Source organism: uncultured Paraglaciecola sp., assembly GCF_913058035.1.
Lineage (GTDB): Bacteria > Pseudomonadota > Gammaproteobacteria > Enterobacterales > Alteromonadaceae > Paraglaciecola.
Genome location: NZ_CAJXPA010000086.1, coordinates 1 through 18,398 on the forward strand (window position 1 = coordinate 1; position 18,398 = coordinate 18,398).

The 18,398-nt window shown below is 40.3% G+C and carries 8 protein-coding genes; 6 read left to right on the top strand and 2 right to left on the bottom strand.

The genetic code is table 11. The features are described 5' to 3' along the window. Together QZ562_RS12250 and QZ562_RS12255 are read right to left on the bottom strand one after the other, a co-directional pair. Positions 1–2,560, bottom strand: a 2,560-nt coding sequence (locus tag QZ562_RS12250; RefSeq protein ID WP_293760348.1) for a TonB-dependent receptor, incomplete at its 3' end; no start/stop codon positions are given. A gap of 156 nt (positions 2,561–2,716) precedes the next feature. Then, a complete protein-coding gene (locus tag QZ562_RS12255; RefSeq protein WP_293760350.1) occupies positions 2,717–5,437 on the bottom strand; it encodes a glycoside hydrolase family 16 protein in 2,721 nt (906 codons plus the stop codon). A 573-nt stretch (positions 5,438–6,010) separates the two neighbouring features. Here QZ562_RS12255 and QZ562_RS12260 point away from each other — a divergent pair. The 6 genes from QZ562_RS12260 (at position 6,011) to QZ562_RS12285 (ending at position 17,263) form a co-directional block, all read left to right on the top strand. Then, entirely contained in the window at positions 6,011–9,457 is a 3,447-nt protein-coding gene (locus QZ562_RS12260) for a hypothetical protein (protein WP_293760352.1), read from the top strand. Between the two features lie 36 nt (positions 9,458–9,493). Further along, entirely contained in the window at positions 9,494–10,381 is an 888-nt protein-coding gene (locus QZ562_RS12265; protein WP_293760354.1) for a glycosyl hydrolase family 17 protein, read from the top strand. Next, entirely contained in the window at positions 10,371–11,324 is a 954-nt protein-coding gene (locus tag QZ562_RS12270) for a glycosyl hydrolase family 17 protein (protein ID WP_293760356.1), read from the top strand. Before QZ562_RS12265 ends, QZ562_RS12270 begins: the two co-directional genes overlap by 11 nt. A gap of 304 nt (positions 11,325–11,628) precedes the next feature. Beyond that, positions 11,629–13,635 carry a vanadium-dependent haloperoxidase gene (locus QZ562_RS12275; protein WP_293760359.1) on the top strand — a complete coding sequence of 669 codons (2,007 nt, stop codon included), beginning with the start codon at positions 11,629–11,631 and terminating at the stop codon, positions 13,633–13,635. 153 nt (positions 13,636–13,788) lie between these two features. Further along, entirely contained in the window at positions 13,789–15,573 is a 1,785-nt protein-coding gene (locus tag QZ562_RS12280; protein WP_293760362.1) for a CRTAC1 family protein, read from the top strand. A 259-nt stretch (positions 15,574–15,832) separates the two neighbouring features. Then, positions 15,833–17,263, top strand: coding sequence for an MFS transporter (locus QZ562_RS12285; protein WP_293760364.1), 1,431 nt, complete (start codon positions 15,833–15,835; stop codon positions 17,261–17,263). The last annotated feature ends 1,135 nt before the right edge of the window (positions 17,264–18,398 follow it).

The window sequence follows — 18,398 nt, forward strand, 5'->3', positions numbered from 1 at the left end:
GGTTCAACCCACTACCAAAACCACTTTCGCCGAACATGTGCTGAACAGCAAACTCGACACCGTCTACATTTCGGGTAACTCCGTTCGTAGGTTGACTAACGTCCCATTCTATTAGCGGGTCATCGCTGTTTTGAAAAACAACAGTATTTCCAGTAATAGGGTCAAACTCACCGCCACCATTATCGATAATTTGTTGCCAGACATCACCGTCAGCAGGAACAAAGCTTGGGTCGCCAGAAGCCGCTATTAAGTCAGACACTGCTTGCGCTGCTCTTGGACCGGCAATGGGATCTCTTAGACCATCCACCTCTGTGCCAGTGGTAGTATTAGTAATAAAGTTTTTCACATCTTTACTAAAATAACCCAAGGATACATAACTAGCGTCTGCGTAGTAATATTCAACAGATACATCAAAGTTTGATGATTCAAAAGGTAGTAGATTAGTATTACCTTGGCTACCGTTTCTGCTACCCGGCTTAGGACTGCCAGTCAAACTGCGAATGCCTACTAAGTTACCTAGTGGCGCTCGAGTAATAGATTTACCTACGGACATACGTGCCACGATATCATCGGTGACTAAAACTTTGATATCAATGCTAGGTAAAGTCACATCATGTTCACCAGCAAAAGATACGTCTTGTCTATCACCAGGTACATTTCGTAACTGCCACTCTGTGGGGTTAGACCAAACAATAATGTCCTCAACACTTTGTAAAACATCACTGACAACGTCTGTTTGCTCGTATCTTATGCCAAGATTAATATCAACAGGCATATCGGCGATTTCAAAATATAAAGCGCTTTGTAAATAAACGCTGGATGTTTCTTCAGTTACTTGCCCGGAATTAGTGCTGGATAAATCAGTATCGAAGGGGTCAAGAGGTACACTGTCAAAAAAGTTCACCATACGGGCAATCGTTTCTGCAGTGTCAAAGGTGTAATAATAATTAGTGGTTAAATCACTGCCACCACCATCTAATGCATCTAGGAAATTACCTGTATCTTGACGGGTGAACATACTGTCTGGAAAAACAGCTTGATTACCCAAGTACCCATTAGGTCCAATGTTACCGCTGCCGGTACCAAAGCCACCGATACTTTGTTCTGTAGACGCCACACCAAATTTAATGTTAGCTAGGAATCCATCGTCAGGGTTGACCCATTCACTATGGAACTGAAATTGTTTAACCGTTGATTCACCTTCACTTTTACTGAATTGGCCAAAAAGTGGGTCGAAGTCATTTGGACTTGCTTCAGTTGCTCCATTTGGCCAGGTAATAGCATAGTTAGGTACTTCACCTGTTGAATAATCATAAGTTTTGTTAACGATATTATTAGGTGCAACGATGATACTGCTCGCATAACCTGTGCCTCTATCACCACCAGTGTCAGTTGAATTCGAAGAATCATGGTAATCAAATTCCACATGGATATCGTCAGTTAATTGCCAATCAAAGTTAAAACCAACAGACTCGGCCTCAACTATAAGTGTGTTGGCACCTACAGAATGAGCCCAATCATTAGCCGTTTCAGTAAAGTTAATGGCAGTACCATTTTCATCTAACTGATAATTGGTGATGTTGCCACCCCAGTTAAACCAAATACCAAAACCACGAGCTTCAGTCGCTGTTTGTGCTTCTGTACGTGTGTAATCTAAACTAAACGTCATAGCATCAGTTGGTGCATACTGTAAGGTGACTTGACCATTGTTCCTAGTGCGCTGTACGTCAGCAATATCGTAGGATATTTGTCTAGGAAAATAAGTATGTCCTAACTTTTCACCTTCTGCATCTGTTCCGCGTAAGTCAATGGCATCGTCGCCAGTGGCTCCACCTAATCCTTGGTCGGCCTGCCAACCAGGGATGTTTGCGCTTTGTTGCTGAAAATCACGACCTTGGTGAGACAAAGATATCGCCAAACCAATAGTATTGTCAGCAAAAGTATTACTATACAGTGCTGCCAACTCTGGGGTTACATCGTCACCTTCAACATTAGAAGTGTCGTATATTCCTTTGCCTGAAATTGAATATTTCAATCCAGGAGAAGTTAGTGGCTGAGTAGTAACGATATTAACTGTTGCACCAATACCACCACTTGGATATTCAGCACGAGCAGTTTTGTATACTTCTAAAGCACTCACTCCGGCAGAAGACAAGTTTTCTAGGTTGTAAGAACGACTATTACCCGTTCCTGGCATTTGACGACCATTTAGTGTCATCAAGTTAAAGTCAGGACCAAAACCACGTACAGTAATTTGGCTGCCTTCACCATTTTGACGACTTACAGTAACACCTGTAATACGTTGTAATGATTCGGCTAAGTTAGTATCAGGAAACTTGCCCATTTCTTCGGCAGAAATGGCGTCAACAACCCCTGTGCCCTCGCGTTTTATATCCATGGAACGAGCTAAACTGCCTCGAATTCCCTTTACTTGAATAACTTCAACGTCATTGGATGTGGTATCTGCTTCTTGTGCAAATGACGCTGGTGCTGCACCTGCACCCAACAGCATAGAAACTGCTACTGCTAGTCTTGTTTTATTGAAGGTAATATCTTTCATAATTGCCCTACTTTTGTTTTCAACTAGTTTCAGATTTATCTTTCAGTAGTAAATTAATGCTACCTATATCTGACCAAAAACTACGAATTCTTATTGATACATTGATTTAAAAACGTGTTGTTTATAAATAAACAACACACTTTTTGCCTCTACGGTTTAATTGCCAATAACAACATTATCAATGCGATATATTGCGCCGTCACCCGATCCCCAAGCTGGGAATACCATGATGAGGTCAATCTCACTTATGTCTAAGCCGCTATCAGATAAAGCAAGCACGCTAAATGTATATGTTTGCCATACGCCTGTTACTGGGTCGAGTCCTTCTTGGCTAGTGTTTAATACGATATCGCCTGAATTAGAAGTGTTACCACCCGCCTCTAATTTCAATATCCATGGGGTGCCATCAGCTGGTGCTGTAACAACTTTCATATCGAATGACAGTGTTCCAGTGGTCAGCAAAGATGAAGCATCGAAGGGCACACCGTCTGGTGAAACTTCAGCACGGCTGTTATAACCTAAAACAGTGCCAGCATTACCGGTAATACTAAATTCCGAAACCGCACCCTTTTCTGAATCGTCAACCACATCAAAGCCATTGCTACCACTGGAGTCCCATAGTGACCAAAGAGGATTATTGACGTCTTCAAAGGCAACTAATCGAGGTGCTGTTGAACCGTCACTAGGGCCAGAGATAGACACATTATTAATGCGATATACTGCACCGTCACCAGAACCCCAAGCAGGGAACACCATAATGAGATCAATTGCACTTAAGTCTAGACCAGCATCAGAGAGAGCGATTAGATCAAAAGTATATGTTTGCCATACACCCGTGACTGGGTCAATGCCTTCTTGGCTAGTGTTTAATACGATATCGCCTGAATTAGAAGTGTTACCACCCGCTTCTAATTTCAATATCCAAGGGGTACCATCGGCTGGCGCTGTAACAACTTTCATATCGAATGACAGTGTTCCAGTGGTCAGCAAAGATGAAGCATCGAAGGGCACACCGTCTGGTGAAACTTCAGCTCTGCTATTAAAACCTAATACAGTGCCAGCATTACCGGTAATACTAAATTCGGCTACCGCGCCTTCTTCTGGATCGTCAACTACTGCAAATCCACCGCTGCCACTCGAATCCCAAAGTGACCAAAGAGGATTTTCAGCGCCGTTAAAAGCAGATAAACTAGGACCAGAATCACCATCAGGTTCAGAAATAGTCACATTATCTAAACGATAAACTGCACCTTCACCTGTCTGCCAAGCTGGGAATACCATTAAGACGTCAATCGCACTGATGTCTACGCCGGCATCAGATAAATCAGATAAACTGAATGTATAGGTTTGCCAATCACCTTCAGCTGGGTCAAGACCTTCGTCGCTTGTGTTTAAAGCCACTTCTGCTGCTGATGTGTTGTTGTCACCTTCCACTTTAAGTTTCCACACCGTCGAACTTGAAGGCTGAGAGACTACTTTCATTTCAAACGACAGACTACCAGTGGTAAGCATTGCTGCAGCATTAAATGGTACACCGTCTGGAGAAAATTCAGCACGACTATTAAAACCTAGTACAGCGCCTGCATTGTCAAGGATTCTAAACTCGGCTACTGCGCCATGATCAGCATCATCTGTAACGACTTCCGGAGTGGTGTTGCCACTAGAATCAAAAAATCCCCAGAGAGGATTTTCTGCATCATCAAAAATAGTGATAGGTACAGCAAACTCAGGGGTTGGGGGAGTAGGAGTAGGCGCTTTACCCAGAACTAATGCACCGGTTGGGGCATCTTCTGATGCTTCAACCTTATAATTATTTCGAATAGTTTCACAACCTGCGCCTGTTGATGGGTTAGAAGCACACTCATAGACTCTAACGTAATCAATTTCATAAGTTTGACCATTTTCAAATGCAGCAGTGTCAATACCATCAGTAAAGTTAGCCGCATTATTAACGTTGCCCGCGTAAGCACCGCCAACAGCTAAGTTAAGTAGAATATGAAAGTCTTGGTCGAAAGGTGCGGCATCCCATTGTGTCTCAAGATTACCTGAAATGATGTTATAGTACTCGGCAAACCAGCCTCTGTGAACAAGTCCAACTGCTTGACCTTTACTATTAAATCTTACTTCTGACATCATTTGTGTTTGGAACAAATATCCGTCTACATACCAACGAACTTCACCTTCTTGCCACTCTACGGAATAGGTATGAAAGTCATCGGCAGGGTTTGAACCATCAATATTATCATATTGAGTACCTGAATTAGTAAATTGACCATTTTGATCAACACCTCCAGTACCATAATATAACTGACCAACTGTTGAATTTTCTACTTCGCCGGCTGGGTTAATTTCTTTTAAATTAACTGCCTCCATGATGTCTATTTCGCCAGACTTCGGCCAACTGCCATAGACTTCATCGGTAGATAGCATCCAGAATGCAGGCCAAGTACCTTGTCCAAACGGGAGTTTGGCACGCATTTCAAAACGGCCGTATGTCCAGTCGCCTTTATTTTTAGTGACCATACGTGCTGATGTGTACGGTTTTTCTGCTCCTGCCTCAGCTGGTTTAGCGACAATATTTAACATGCCGTCAGCAACAAAAGAATTTTCAGAACTGTCGGTGTAGCATTGTTGTTCAAAGTTACCGCCACCTTCACAGTTAACTTCATGCGACCATTTTGAAGTGTCTATAGTGGTGCCATCAAATTCATCACTCCACACCAACCTCCAATCATCAGTTGATGTCAAAACATCTACTGCTGCTACGTCCGTATTAGTTTCAGCGCCACCACCACAACCAGCTAGGCTCAAGGTCAAAGCTACTGCAATTGAAGCTGAAAGGATGTGCGTCATTCTTTTAACGCTATTTTTTACCATGGTTATCTCCGATAATAATCTTTTAAAAGTGCGATCCGCTCGTTTATTGCTTGCTGGACAAGTCTTTTGTACAAATTAACATCTGTTTACAATTACAGAATTACTACCCATGTAAACGATATAATCAATTTGTAACACAAAGGTTAATCTCGTCACTAACAAATGCGATAAAACGGTACAGATGAAAGGTGGAACGGACGAAAGTTAGGGAACTTAATACTTATGAAGTTTAAGGTCTTAACAAACATAACAAGAATATTGTATTAGGCAAGCTTGAAAATGCTGAGTTGTTAGTTTTTTGTTGCCCTAAGTTGTTAATTTTTTGTAAATCTGATTAGTCGCAAGTTCAGTCCCTTTTAGCTTGTTTAGATTGCGTTAAGTCAAACATAGATTAGTGTTCTCCCAATTTTGCGGACAATGAAGCTTAAATACGTTGTTCTGCGCCAGCTAAAAAGTCTCCAGTCTGGTAGCCATTTAAAGTGGTTTTGGATCAGTTACTATTTTATGGCGTAGGTTGTCTTATGGCTCAAAAATTACCAGCGTGTAATTAAATCAATTTAAGAGAGTGTGGCGATGCCAGTTTCAGCCCCAAATAAAAGTGATGTTGTAGGCCAATTTATCGATATGCAGGGAGAGCGTTTTTACGCTATCCGTAATGTACAGAGCATGGCTCCATTTTTTGTTAGTTTAATTTCAGATAGCGATCATTGGTTATTTGTTTCCTCAACCGGCGGATTAACTGCTGGTCGAGTATCGCCAGAAACGGCTTTATTTCCTTATGCTCCGGTGGATGTAATACATGAAAATGTCTCTAACACTGGCTGCAAAACCCTGCTGAAAGTCAAAAGAAATGGTCAAGACTTTAAATGGGATGCATTTAATAAGGACTTTAATCACCAATACCAGATAACCCAAAATTTGTATAAAAATATATTAGGTGACAAAATTTGTTTTGAAGAAATTAATCATGATCTCTCATTAGCGTTTCGCTACACTTGGACAACTAGTGATGAGTTTGGTTTTTGTCGCCAGTGCGAATTACAAAACCTATCCGAAGAAGACATTTCAGTAGAATTGATTGATGGCTTGCAAAATGTATTGCCTGCTGGCACCCCTCGTTTTACACAAACCGTTTCCAGTAACTTGGTAGATGCCTATAAGTGGAGCGAATTAAACCAACCATCAGGTCTGGCTATGTTTACGCTTTATTCGGGTATAACCGACCGTGCTGAGCCAAGTGAATCATTAAAAGCTAACACAATATTTTCATTGGGTTTTGACTCTCCAAAGGTTCTCCTTTGTACTGCACAACTTGAAAAGTTTTGGCGAAATGCAGACATTTCAACAGAACTCGAAAAACGCGGTGTTCGAGGGGCTTACCTTGTTAATGTTGAGTTCGTGTTAGCTGCAAAACAGAGCAAAAAATGGCAGTTGATAGCTAATGTTGAACAAAACCAGACTCAAGTTAGTGCACTAATTCAATCTTTATCTGATCAAAATAAAGTGTCGGCGGCTTTGTTTGACAGCATCAGTTGTGGTTCAGATGCGCTTGCCCGCATTATGGCAGCATCCGATGGTTTCCAACTTACCAACGAAGAAAATGTAGTTGTACATCACTACGCCAACACGTTGTTCAATAATCTAAGAGGTGGAGTGTTTGATAATCAATACACCTTATCTGCAAAAGATTTTATTGCTACATTACAAACTTTTAATGTCAATGTGTACAACAGGCACGTCAAACGTTTGTCTCAATTACCAGAGCAAATTTCGTTACAAGACTTTTCTAGCGCTATTAGTTCTATTAATGACCAACAGCTAGAAAGATTGGCTGCTGAATATTTACCCATCACTTTTGGTCGAAGACATGGTGACCCAAGTCGTCCGTGGAACCAATTCGAAATTAAATTAAAGGATGATGCTGGACACCGCTTATTGTCGTACCAGGGTAACTGGCGTGATATTTTTCAAAACTGGGAAGCTCTGACTTTTAGTTATCCAGAATTTATAGAATGCGTCATCGCTAAATTTGTTAATGCATCAACTATAGACGGGTATAACCCATATCGCATTACTAAAGGTGGTATTGACTGGGAAGTCGAAGAGCCAGACGATCCTTGGAGTTATATTGGCTATTGGGGTGACCACCAAATCATCTATTTACTCAAAATGTTGGAGTTGTCTAAGCAATTTCACCCCGAGTTGTTGGCTCAACTTCTTAATAAATCTATTTTTAGTTATGCCAACGTTCCATATCGGATCAAATCATTTGACGACATGCTAGTTAACGCAAAAAGCACCGTTACTTATGATGAAGCTTCTGCTGAGCGAATTGCTGAAAAAGTCGAACAAATAGGTGCTGATGGTAAATTAATACTGGATAAAAACGGTGATGTTTACCAGGTTAATTTGCTAGAAAAACTATTGGTACCTTTATTATGTAAATTGGGCAACTTGGTTGTTGATGGAGGTATTTGGTTAAATGCTCAGAGGCCAGAATGGAACGATGCTAACAATGCATTAGTTGGTCAAGGCTTGTCTATGGTAACGCTTAATTATCTAAGACGTTATGTATGTTTTTTTCAAGATCTCATGAAAGATCAAACTGACACTACTGAACTATCTTATGAAGTGGCTCTGTGGTTAAAGGAAACGGCTGAAGTATTACAAAAATTATGTCCACAACTTAATGGTTCGCCAGTATCTGACACCTTACGTTTTGACGTTTTAAGAGACCTAGGTCAAGCTGCTTGGAAATATCGACAAGCTGTATATAAAACTCAGAGTTTTACTCGCAAAGAAGACTGCTCAGTAGAAGTGATCGGTTTATTGCTCAGCAAAGCATTAATCGTAATAGACCACACCATCATGACTAACGTCGGTGATGATGGTTTGTACCAATCATATAACCTGTTGGGTTTACATGGTGAAAATGCGACAGTAGAAAATCTTTATCCTATGCTAGAGGGACAAGTAGCTGCCATCAGTTCAGGGGCTCTTGACCCCAAACAAGCTGCTGATGTACTGGATGCTTTATTTGCCAGTGATGTTTACCGACCTGACCAGAAAACCTTTATGTTATATCCAGATCGAATTCAAACACGGTTTTTGGCTAAAAATGTAATTACTCAAGATTCATTTGATGAGGTACCAGTACTGGCGCAAATGTTGGCCGCTGCTGATGACCGTATCGTTATGCATGACGTGCAAGGCTGTTATCGTTTTAATCCTAATATAAAGAATAACGGTGAGTTGATTCTGCAGCTCAACAAGCTCGGTTCTGATTATCCTAGTCTAGATAAAAAAACCATTTCTAAAATTGAAGCTGTGTATGAAAAAGTTTTCAATCATAAGTCATTTACTGGAAGATCTGGAGGTATGTTTGGCTTTGAAGGACTAGGCAGTGTCTATTGGCATATGGTGTCGAAGCTGTTATTGGCTCTTAAGGAAAATTTTTACGCCGCCGTCGCAGCAGATGCTGATCCAGAGCTTATTCAACGTTTAGGCTCCCTTTATTACCGAGTACGAGGTGGAATTGGTTTTAATAAATCACCCGATGAATACGGTGCATTTCCTTGTGATCCATACTCTCACACTCCTAAACATGCAGGTGCACAACAACCCGGTATGACAGGACAGGTTAAAGAAGAAATTTTGAGCCGGTTTGGTGAGTTAGGTATTCATGTTTTGAAAGGTAAGGTTGAATTTAAACCTAAACTTCTTCGTAGTCGTGAATTCCTTGCTGATGAAACGCCATTTCGTTACCTTGATGTTAATAACGTTTGGCAAGAAACAATAATACCAAAAAGTGGTATTGGGTTCACTTGGTGTCAAGTTCCTATAGTATATGAATTGAACACTGAGGAACCGGTTCTAGTATTAACCACGTCGGATGGAAAACATATCAAGTTCGACGAACTAACGTTAGCTGACGAATACACTGATGCCTTGTTTAACCGAACAGGTTTTATCAAGAAAATTCACATTACTTTAAACACAAATCAACTGCTAAGTGATTAATATACGCAGTATGTTGTAAATGAAATAGAGAGCAATATGTCTGGAAATTATTATAGAAATCGCGCTAATTTACTGCACGCAGGTGAGTTGTCGGTAGCAGAATTACAAGCTGAAGTGAGTAATTTGTTGGCTGACAAAATTCACGGTTTGTCTTTTAGTCCATATATTACAGGGCAAGGTCCAGGGACCCAGATTACAGAACAACAAATTCATCAGCGTTTGCGACTTATAGCGCCTCATGTGAAATGGGTCAGAACTTTTTCATGTACTGAGGGAAATGAATTAATTCCAAAAATTGCTGCAGAATATGGCCTGAAAACACTAGTTGGTGTGTGGTTAGAAGCAGATATTGAGAATAATGAAAAAGAACTTGCTAATGCTATTGAAATTGCTAAAGACGGTTATGCTGATTTACTCGCTGTGGGTAACGAAGTGTTATTGCGTGAGGAAATGTCTCAGGAACAGTTAATAGACTATATTAATCGTGCCAAAGAGGGTGCACCTGGCGTACCAGTGGGTTATGTCGATGCATACTTCTTATTTGAAGATAATCAAAAAGTAACAGATGCTTGTGATGTGATTTTTGCTAATTGTTACCCCTTTTGGGAAGGTTATCCTGCAGAACATGCTTTGGTTTATATGAAACAGATGTATTACAGAGCACAGAAAGTGGCCCCAGGCAAAAAAGTCATTATCAGTGAAACTGGTTGGCCAGATCAAGGTAGCCCTGAGAGAGGCTCTATTCCATCATACGAAAATGCTATTCGTTATTTTGTTGATTCCTACCATTGGACACAAGAAGAAGGGATTGATTTGTTCTATTTCTCATCTTTTGACGAGGACTGGAAGGTCGCTGATGAAGGTGACGTAGGTGCATATTGGGGCATTTTAGATAAAGATGGTAACCACAAATATGCGAAATAGTTTAGTACGTAAATCTGCAATCGAAAAAATGACAGGGCTTACACATGGAAATAGTGTTTGTTATTCTGGCTACAGAGATGGTCAAAATCCACGTTTAGGGATTTTTCCAAGTTATGAAGAGGTAAAAGAAGACCTATTATTATTAGCTGATAATTGGTCTTTTTTACGTTTATATGATTGCAGTCGACACGCTGAGACAGTGCTTGCTGTAATTGAAAAAGAAGATCTGAATTTTCATGTTATGTTAGGTGTAGATATGGCAGCTGAGGTCAGTAATCCAAACTGTCCTTGGGGTGCTCATTTTAATGACGAAAAACTAGCTGAAAATAAATTACACAATAGTGAACAAATTGAGCAGCTTATTGCTTTGGCTGCCCAATATCCAAAAACAGTGTTCTCTGTATCTGTGGGTAATGAAGCCAGCGTGGAATGGACTGATCATATGGTACCAGTCGAAAGCTTGGTTACATATGTACAACGCATAAAAAGTAATATTGCTCAGCCAGTGACGTTTTGTGAAAATTATGTGCCATGGACCAACAAACTTGCCCCATTGGTCGCTGAGCTTGATTTTATTTCTATACATACCTACCCAGTATGGGAATTTCAAAATATTGACAATGCTCTTGAATATACTAAGAAAAATTATCGTGAAGTGTTGGGCTGTCATCCAGATAAACCTATTGTCATTACTGAAGCTGGATGGACGACTCAGTCAAATGGCCACGGTATTGATGTATGGAATGCTTCAGAAGAATTACAGACAGCTTACTACGCACAATTATTAGAATGGACCACAGAAGAGCGTATTCTTACGTTTGTATTTGAAGCATTCGATGAGCCTTGGAAAGGTTCTGATGATCCACAAGAACCTGAGAAACACTGGGGATTGTTTAAGGTTGACCGCAAACCTAAACAAGTTATGCAGAAAACTTACGGTTAGATCATTAAAAAATCGTCAATTTATATGGTTTAGTAATCTAGCAGGTAATTATTTGCTAGATTTGTTTTTCACCAGATTGAGTAAGAAATAAATATTATTCAGGTGTGAAAAGCTCACCTTGTTACTTAGAATTAATGGAATTGTTCTTAGTCATCAACCTAAACCAAATGACTCTATTTTTGTATTCATCGTTAAGTGTATTTTTCGTTGAGTTTATATAGACTAGAGTAAATTTTGTTCGACCTCGCCAAAAAACTGATCATACGGTTTTATTGGTGAGTAGAACAAGTTAGATGTTGGTATTATGGCTAAGTATAAAATGTATTTAAGACGAACGATTAAGAAACTATGCGTTACAATTCTAACTAGTTTGATTTTAACTGGATGTGGTGGAGGAGCTAATACCGGCACCACACCTAGTGTTGTTGTTGTTCCACCTCAAGTTGTTTTAACGCCTGAGCGAGAAGGTCAATCTGTAGCTCGCATGTGGAATGAAGTGCTATTACTCGCTATACGTAATGATTTTGCACGTCCCACTATACATGCCAGAAATTTATTTCATATTTCCTCTGCGATGTTTGATGCATGGTCGGTTTACAATCCATCAACCCGAAGCTTTTTATTAGGCAATGAGGTCGCTGGATTTTCTTGTCCTTCAACTGTTATTCAATTGCCAGAGGACATTCTGCCCGTACAAGAACAAGCCATTAGTTTTGCAGCCTACAGAATGATTAAACATCGATTTATTTTTTCTCCCGGTTCAGTTGAAATTATGGCTGCTGCCACTGATTTAATGCAGGATTTAGGCTACGACTTTGACGACGAATCATTGGATTATGGACAAGGTTCAGCGCCAGCTTTAGGTAATTATATTGCAGACTGCTATATTAGATTTGGTTTGCAAGATGGTGCGAATGAGCCAAAATTTTACTCTAACACCAGTTATCAACCTGTGAATCCTGCCTTAGTGCTCAGTAATTCTGAAGTAGGCAACCCGTCTATTGTCGATTTGAACCGTTGGCAACCACTTTCGATTGACGGTTTTATAGATCAAGCCGGCAACCGTCTTGATGAAGCTCCTACTTTTTTGAGCCCTGAATGGGGACAAGTTGTTCCTTTTGCTTTGTCAGAAAACGATAAAACCACGTTTACACGGGATGGCTTTGATTATCAGGTTTACCATGATCCCGGTATGCCACCATTGATTGAGGGAGCAATAAGTGAGCAATTTAAATGGGGCTTTTCATTAGTGTCTATTTGGTCGTCGCATCTTGATCAAAATGATGGCGTGATGTGGGATATCTCGCCAAATAGTATTGGTAACATCACTTCGTTTCCCAATTCTTTTACAGAATTTAATGAATTTTATAAACAACTTGAGGGTGGCGATCCTAGTACAGGTTATGGTCTTAACCCAGTCACTAATCAACCTTACTCAGAACAAATTGTCCCGAGAGGTGATTACACCCGAGTTTTAGCCGAATTTTGGGCTGATGGACCGGAGTCAGAAACCCCACCTGGACACTGGTTTGTTATATTAAATTCTGTCAGTGATCACCCATTGCTAGAAAAACGTTGGGCTGGTGAAGGTGATACATTATCAAAGCTTGAGTGGGATATTAAATCTTATTTTGCTATGGGGGGCACCATGCATGATGCTGCTGTGGCTGTATGGGGAATAAAAGGCCGTTATGACTATATTCGACCAGTATCTGCTATTCGTGCTATGGCTGACTTAGGACAAAGCAGTGACCCATCATTACCCTCATACCATGTGAGTGGTTTGCCTTTGGTAGAGGGATTTATTGAATTGGTTACAGAAACTGACCTTTTGGCCATCGATAAGCCACAACACATTGGCAAAATTAAACTTTATGCTTGGAAAGGTCCAGGTTATGTGAGCGATCCTTTGGAAGACCAGGCTGGTGTGGAGTGGATCCTAGCTGAAGAGTGGTGGCCTTATCAGAGACCGAGTTTTGTTACCCCACCTTTTGCTGGTTATGTATCAGGTCATTCAACTTTTTCTAGAGCCGCTGCAGATTTGATGACATCTATTACAGGAACTGCCTATTTCCCTGGTGGAATGAGTGAATTTGAGGTGATTGCTAATGACTTTCTGGTGTTTGAAAAAGGCCCAAGTGTGAGCATGACGTTACAATGGGCTACTTACCAAGATGCTTCTGATCAATGTAGCTTGTCGCGTATTTGGGGAGGTATCCATCCACCAGCTGATGATATTCCGGCACGTAAAATTGGTGTGAAAATTGCCACAGATAGCTTTGAATTTGTTCAATCATTTTTTGACCAATAAATATTGGCGAGTTCTCAATGTATTATTTTTGTATGATGTACGAGGTGAAAAATCAGGTTGAAACCAAAATTGATTTTGACACCACTAGTTTCTTTATCTAGAGCAGTTTGTTTAATATGGTTCAAGTGCTCTATAAATTTTGGAAAGATGTTAATGAGTAATCTTCATAAAGTGAGTAGTAAAGTATTGCCAATAAGAACCTTGTTAATTTTACCTTTTTTACTGATATCGGCTTGTGGTGGCTCAGATTCATCTTCACCTTCACCTTCACCAAACTCTACTGATGGGTTAATTGTCGAAGAGATTATTAGTCTGCAAGTCGAAGCTTATTCTCCAATTGACTCATCGCAATTTTTAACAGGGCCTAATATTGGTTGTGACCTTGTAGAAACTGATGCTAACGCTGTGTTCAATGATGTTAGTTTTAATGCAGGCTTGTGTTATGAAACAACTACATCTCCACTAGACGGGTCTACTGCTCGCGTATCTGGTGGCATAGCAGTAAGTGATTATAATTCAGATGGTCGCATGGATATATATGTGACTCATGGACGTAATAATTTGGGTAAGCTTTTTAGTTTACAAGCAGATGGACGTTTTTTTGAAACCACACAACAAGCAGGTATCACTAGCTTATCTGCAGGCCATGGTGGGGCATTTCTGGATATTAATCTTGATGGGCTACCAGACTTATTGAGCATTCAGGAACCACCTTCTGTTGTGCAAGTGTTTGCCAATAATGGGGATGGTAGCTTTACGGATATTTCTGAGTCCACAGGTTTAAACTTAACTAAATCTACCTTGTCGGTAGCAGCCGGGGATCATGACTTAGATGGTGATCTTGATTTATTTTTTACCCATTGGGATCCTATAAATAAACAGGATCGGTGGGAATTTCTTTGGCAGAATCAAGGCGCAGGTAATTTTATCGATGTGAGTGACATTGTCGACATTGGTACATTTACTGCTGCGGAAGACGGTGATGAGCCACAATTAAAGTACGAGTATTCTTTTACGCCTGTGTTTGCTGATTTTAACAATGACCGTTTTCCAGATATTCTGCTTAGTGCTGACTATAGCTACAGTAAGGTGTTGGTTAATAATGCAGGAGCAGGTTATGTTGATTTTACCCCTCCCACTATCAACGATAGATCTGGTATGGGTGCCACAGTAGCTGATTACGACAATGATGGTGATTTGGACTGGTATGTGTCAGCCATAGGTGACACGGTAGAAAAGTCTTTTAACACTGGCCAGTTAGATGGCAGTCGTATGTATCAAAATGATGGTCAGGGTAATTATACCAATGTCACTGATGCAGCAGGTGTGAGACAAGCATATTGGGGCTGGGGAACTTGTTTTGCTGACTTTAACAATGATGGTTTCCAGGATCTTTTTGCGGTAAATGGTTATGATGGATGGACCGAACAACAATCAGTAGACCGTTCTTTTGAGCGCTTTAATAATGACCGTGCAGTGTTATATATTAATAATGGTGACAGCACTTTCACCGAAAGGGGAGTGGAGTTAGGAATAACACATACCGCTATGGGCCGAGGTCTAGTATGTCACGATTATGATCGAGACGGTGACCTTGACATGTTGATTGCAAATAGTGGCGAGTCCCCCAGCTTATTTCGAAATAACAGTTTTGCAAATGGTAATAATTTTCTCAATATTCAGCTTAAAGGTACTAGGCTAAATCCCCAGGCAGTCGGTGCTCAAATTTATATTACAGTAAACGGCAAGCAACAGATGCGTGAGTTACAACTGGGGAATAATTATGTCTCTCAGAGTCCGGTTGAAGCACACTTTGGTATTGCTGAAAATCAAGTTATTGAAAAAGTCCTTATCGTTTGGCCGGGATTAGCGGCTCAGACAAGCGAGTTAAGCGATGTGCAAGCTAACCAGTTTTTAGTGATTTACCATCCCAAGTAACGACGTATAAGATGATTTAGTCGGAATTACGACTGGCTAATACTTGGCAGTATAATCTTTACAGTTAAGCCTAGTCATTTTGTGCCTGTTGCTGGCTGTTAAAAAAATTAACGTCAGCAAAAAATAATCAGTAATTAACACATAACATGTGCTGTATTGACAATAAACTTAGATTTAGAATAAAAGCAAAGGATGCCAGTTGCTTACAAGATAACGTATTTTAAACACAATATTTCAATAAGGTTGAACAAAAAATAATATGTCCAATTATCAAACTATCGACAAAGATCGCGTCCCATTTGGACAAAAAGCGGCCTATGGAACTGGTACTCTTGTACTTAATCTACTTCCGGCTTCCTTAGGGATTTTTGCCTTTTTCTTGATTACTGCATTTGGTGTAGACCCACTATTAGCAGGTCTATTAGCAGGATTGCCGAGAATTTTTGATGCTATCACCGATCCCATTATGGGCTTCATTACCGATAACACTAAATCTAAGTGGGGTAGGAGGAGACCCTATATAGTTGTGGGTGCCATTTTGAGCGGTATATTCTTTGCTTTTTTATGGCAACTCAACCCAGAAGCATCACAAGATTATACGTTCTGGTATTTCCTACTTTTTTCTATGGCGTTCACTATAGGTAATACTATGTACGCGACGCCTTTTGTGGGAATGGGTTACGAAATGACCTCTGATTATAACGAGCGCACGCGTTTAATGGCTTTCTCACAGGTTATGGGCCAAATTGCTTGGATGATAGTGCCTTGGTTTTGGGTACTGATTGCTGACCCAGACTTGTTTGAAACTCAGGCTGAAGGCGTTAGAACGTTATCTTTGTATGTAGCTGGCACTTGTATCGTATTGGGTATTGTCCCTGGTTTATTCTGCAAAGGCATTGATAGCTCTCATATCGACAATAGAGCTGAAATTTCATTCAGGACTATGTTTACCAACCTCAAAGCCGTTTTCAAAGGCATAGGTCAAGCGTTTAAAAATACATCATTTGTTAGATTATGTGGTGCGACTTTTTTGGTGTTTAATGGTTTTCAATTAGTTGCATCATTTGCTTTTTTCATTATCGTATTCCATATGTTTAACGGTGATTATGGCGCAACCGGTTCTTGGCCTGGTTGGTTTGCCACCGTTAGTGCTCTCGTTACTGCCTTTTTGGTTATCCCTATTGTAACTTTGATGGCAAATAAATGGGGTAAACGCAATGCGTTTATCATTTCAACCATGATTTCGATCGTTGGTTATGGGCTAAAATGGTACGGCTTTAATCCTGAAAATCCTTGGCTTATATTTATGCCTATTCCTTTGATGTCTTTTGGTATTGGCGGATTGTTTACCCTGATGTTAAGCATGACCGCAGATGTGTGTGACATGGATGAGCTCAAGAATGGAATGCCGCGCAGAGAAGGCACTTTTGCCGCTATATATTGGTTAATGGTCAAACTCGGACAAGCTCTAGCACTGATATTGGGCGGTGTGGTTCTCAAGGTTGTTGGTTTTGATGCATCAGCAGCCTCGCAATCAGTAGAAACGATGACCAATCTTCGGATAGCAGATATTGTAATCCCTGCAACCACCGCAGCGTTAGCTATTATTGTAATGTGGAAATACGATCTAAATGAAGAAACTGCGCACAAAATCAAAGAAGAGCTAGTGGCAAGGCGCGGAGAGCTTTAACTATTATTCAATACCAAGGGCATGGTAAACATTGATGCCCCTCAACTAATATTTATATGTTACTGAACTCAATTAACCTCAACTTTTCTCAGTCATGACTAATCTTAAACAGCTTTGGCAGTGTAGTTTTTGGAAATAGAGGCGAGCTGAGTTGTCATTGTTGTTACTGCATCTGCCATCATTCGCTCAGACGTGACGGAACTGCGTTCACCTCGATATGTAACAGCGCCAGAACTGTTTCCCATTCTTGAGTATATTAAAAAAATACGCCCTCATGGTTATTAATATTGCTTGTATTGATACGTTGAGGTCCCAGCCTAAATCTCCTTGGTATCGAGAGCGCAGCAGCCCATGTTGTGCTTGTTGGAACACCTTATCCAATAATATGTTGGGTTGACGTTGTATCAAGCGACAACATCGCAGCGATATGAGAGTTGGGTTAAGACTATTCTGTGCTGCTGTGTCTATAAAGTAGAACAGAGTTGGTGCCACACGTTGTTGTTTGACCTCATTAATATGGCATCGTAGTTTTTTCCGAGATGTTTGATTGCTATTAGGGTTCAACAAACAATATTACCGGTCTGTATTAACTGGACCCATACCTAATCCTTGGAGTGGCATAACATCACTATTACGTCATTCATATGCGGTGTAAATGTAGCCGTTAACTAAATATGTTAGCTTGCACACACAGGCGTGTACTTTACATTGAGCTTACGAAAGCCTAATAGTAGCCATTCAACATTAATCCTTTTTTTAGGTCACTTTTACGGGAAACGCCTACCACCTAATGCGTTTTTTATCATGTCTTACTAAAGCGAACTGAGTGATGGAAACCTTCAAATGCCTGTTTTAGATGATTTATGCCAGTCAACCCTAGCTAATATATACCAACGCAGCTATCAATAAATATAACTATTAATAAACATAACTATCAATAAACACAACTATCAATAAACACAACTATGACTTGTTCACAATCCACAACATTGACACCAAACTTGTTCTGGCAAACATTTTTTGCTCAGTGGTTATCCAGTCCCGCACTAATCGCTGGTAATGATTGATACAAAGCAGGTTTATGCTTCATAGCCATATAACCGACAAAGGATCGTTAAACAGGCATCGTTAAAGC

Bases quoted from the DNA above. Each gene is read 5' to 3' on its own strand.
- QZ562_RS12255 (WP_293760350.1), bottom strand. From the start codon at position 5,437: ATGGTAAAAAATAGCGTTAAAAGAATGACGCACATCCTTTCAGCTTCA.
- QZ562_RS12260 (WP_293760352.1), top strand. From the start codon at position 6,011: ATGCCAGTTTCAGCCCCAAATAAAAGTGATGTTGTAGGCCAATTTATC.
- QZ562_RS12265 (WP_293760354.1), top strand. From the start codon at position 9,494: ATGTCTGGAAATTATTATAGAAATCGCGCTAATTTACTGCACGCAGGT.
- QZ562_RS12270 (WP_293760356.1), top strand. From the start codon at position 10,371: ATGCGAAATAGTTTAGTACGTAAATCTGCAATCGAAAAAATGACAGGG.
- QZ562_RS12275 (WP_293760359.1), top strand. From the start codon at position 11,629: ATGGCTAAGTATAAAATGTATTTAAGACGAACGATTAAGAAACTATGC.
- QZ562_RS12280 (WP_293760362.1), top strand. From the start codon at position 13,789: ATGAGTAATCTTCATAAAGTGAGTAGTAAAGTATTGCCAATAAGAACC.
- QZ562_RS12285 (WP_293760364.1), top strand. From the start codon at position 15,833: ATGTCCAATTATCAAACTATCGACAAAGATCGCGTCCCATTTGGACAA.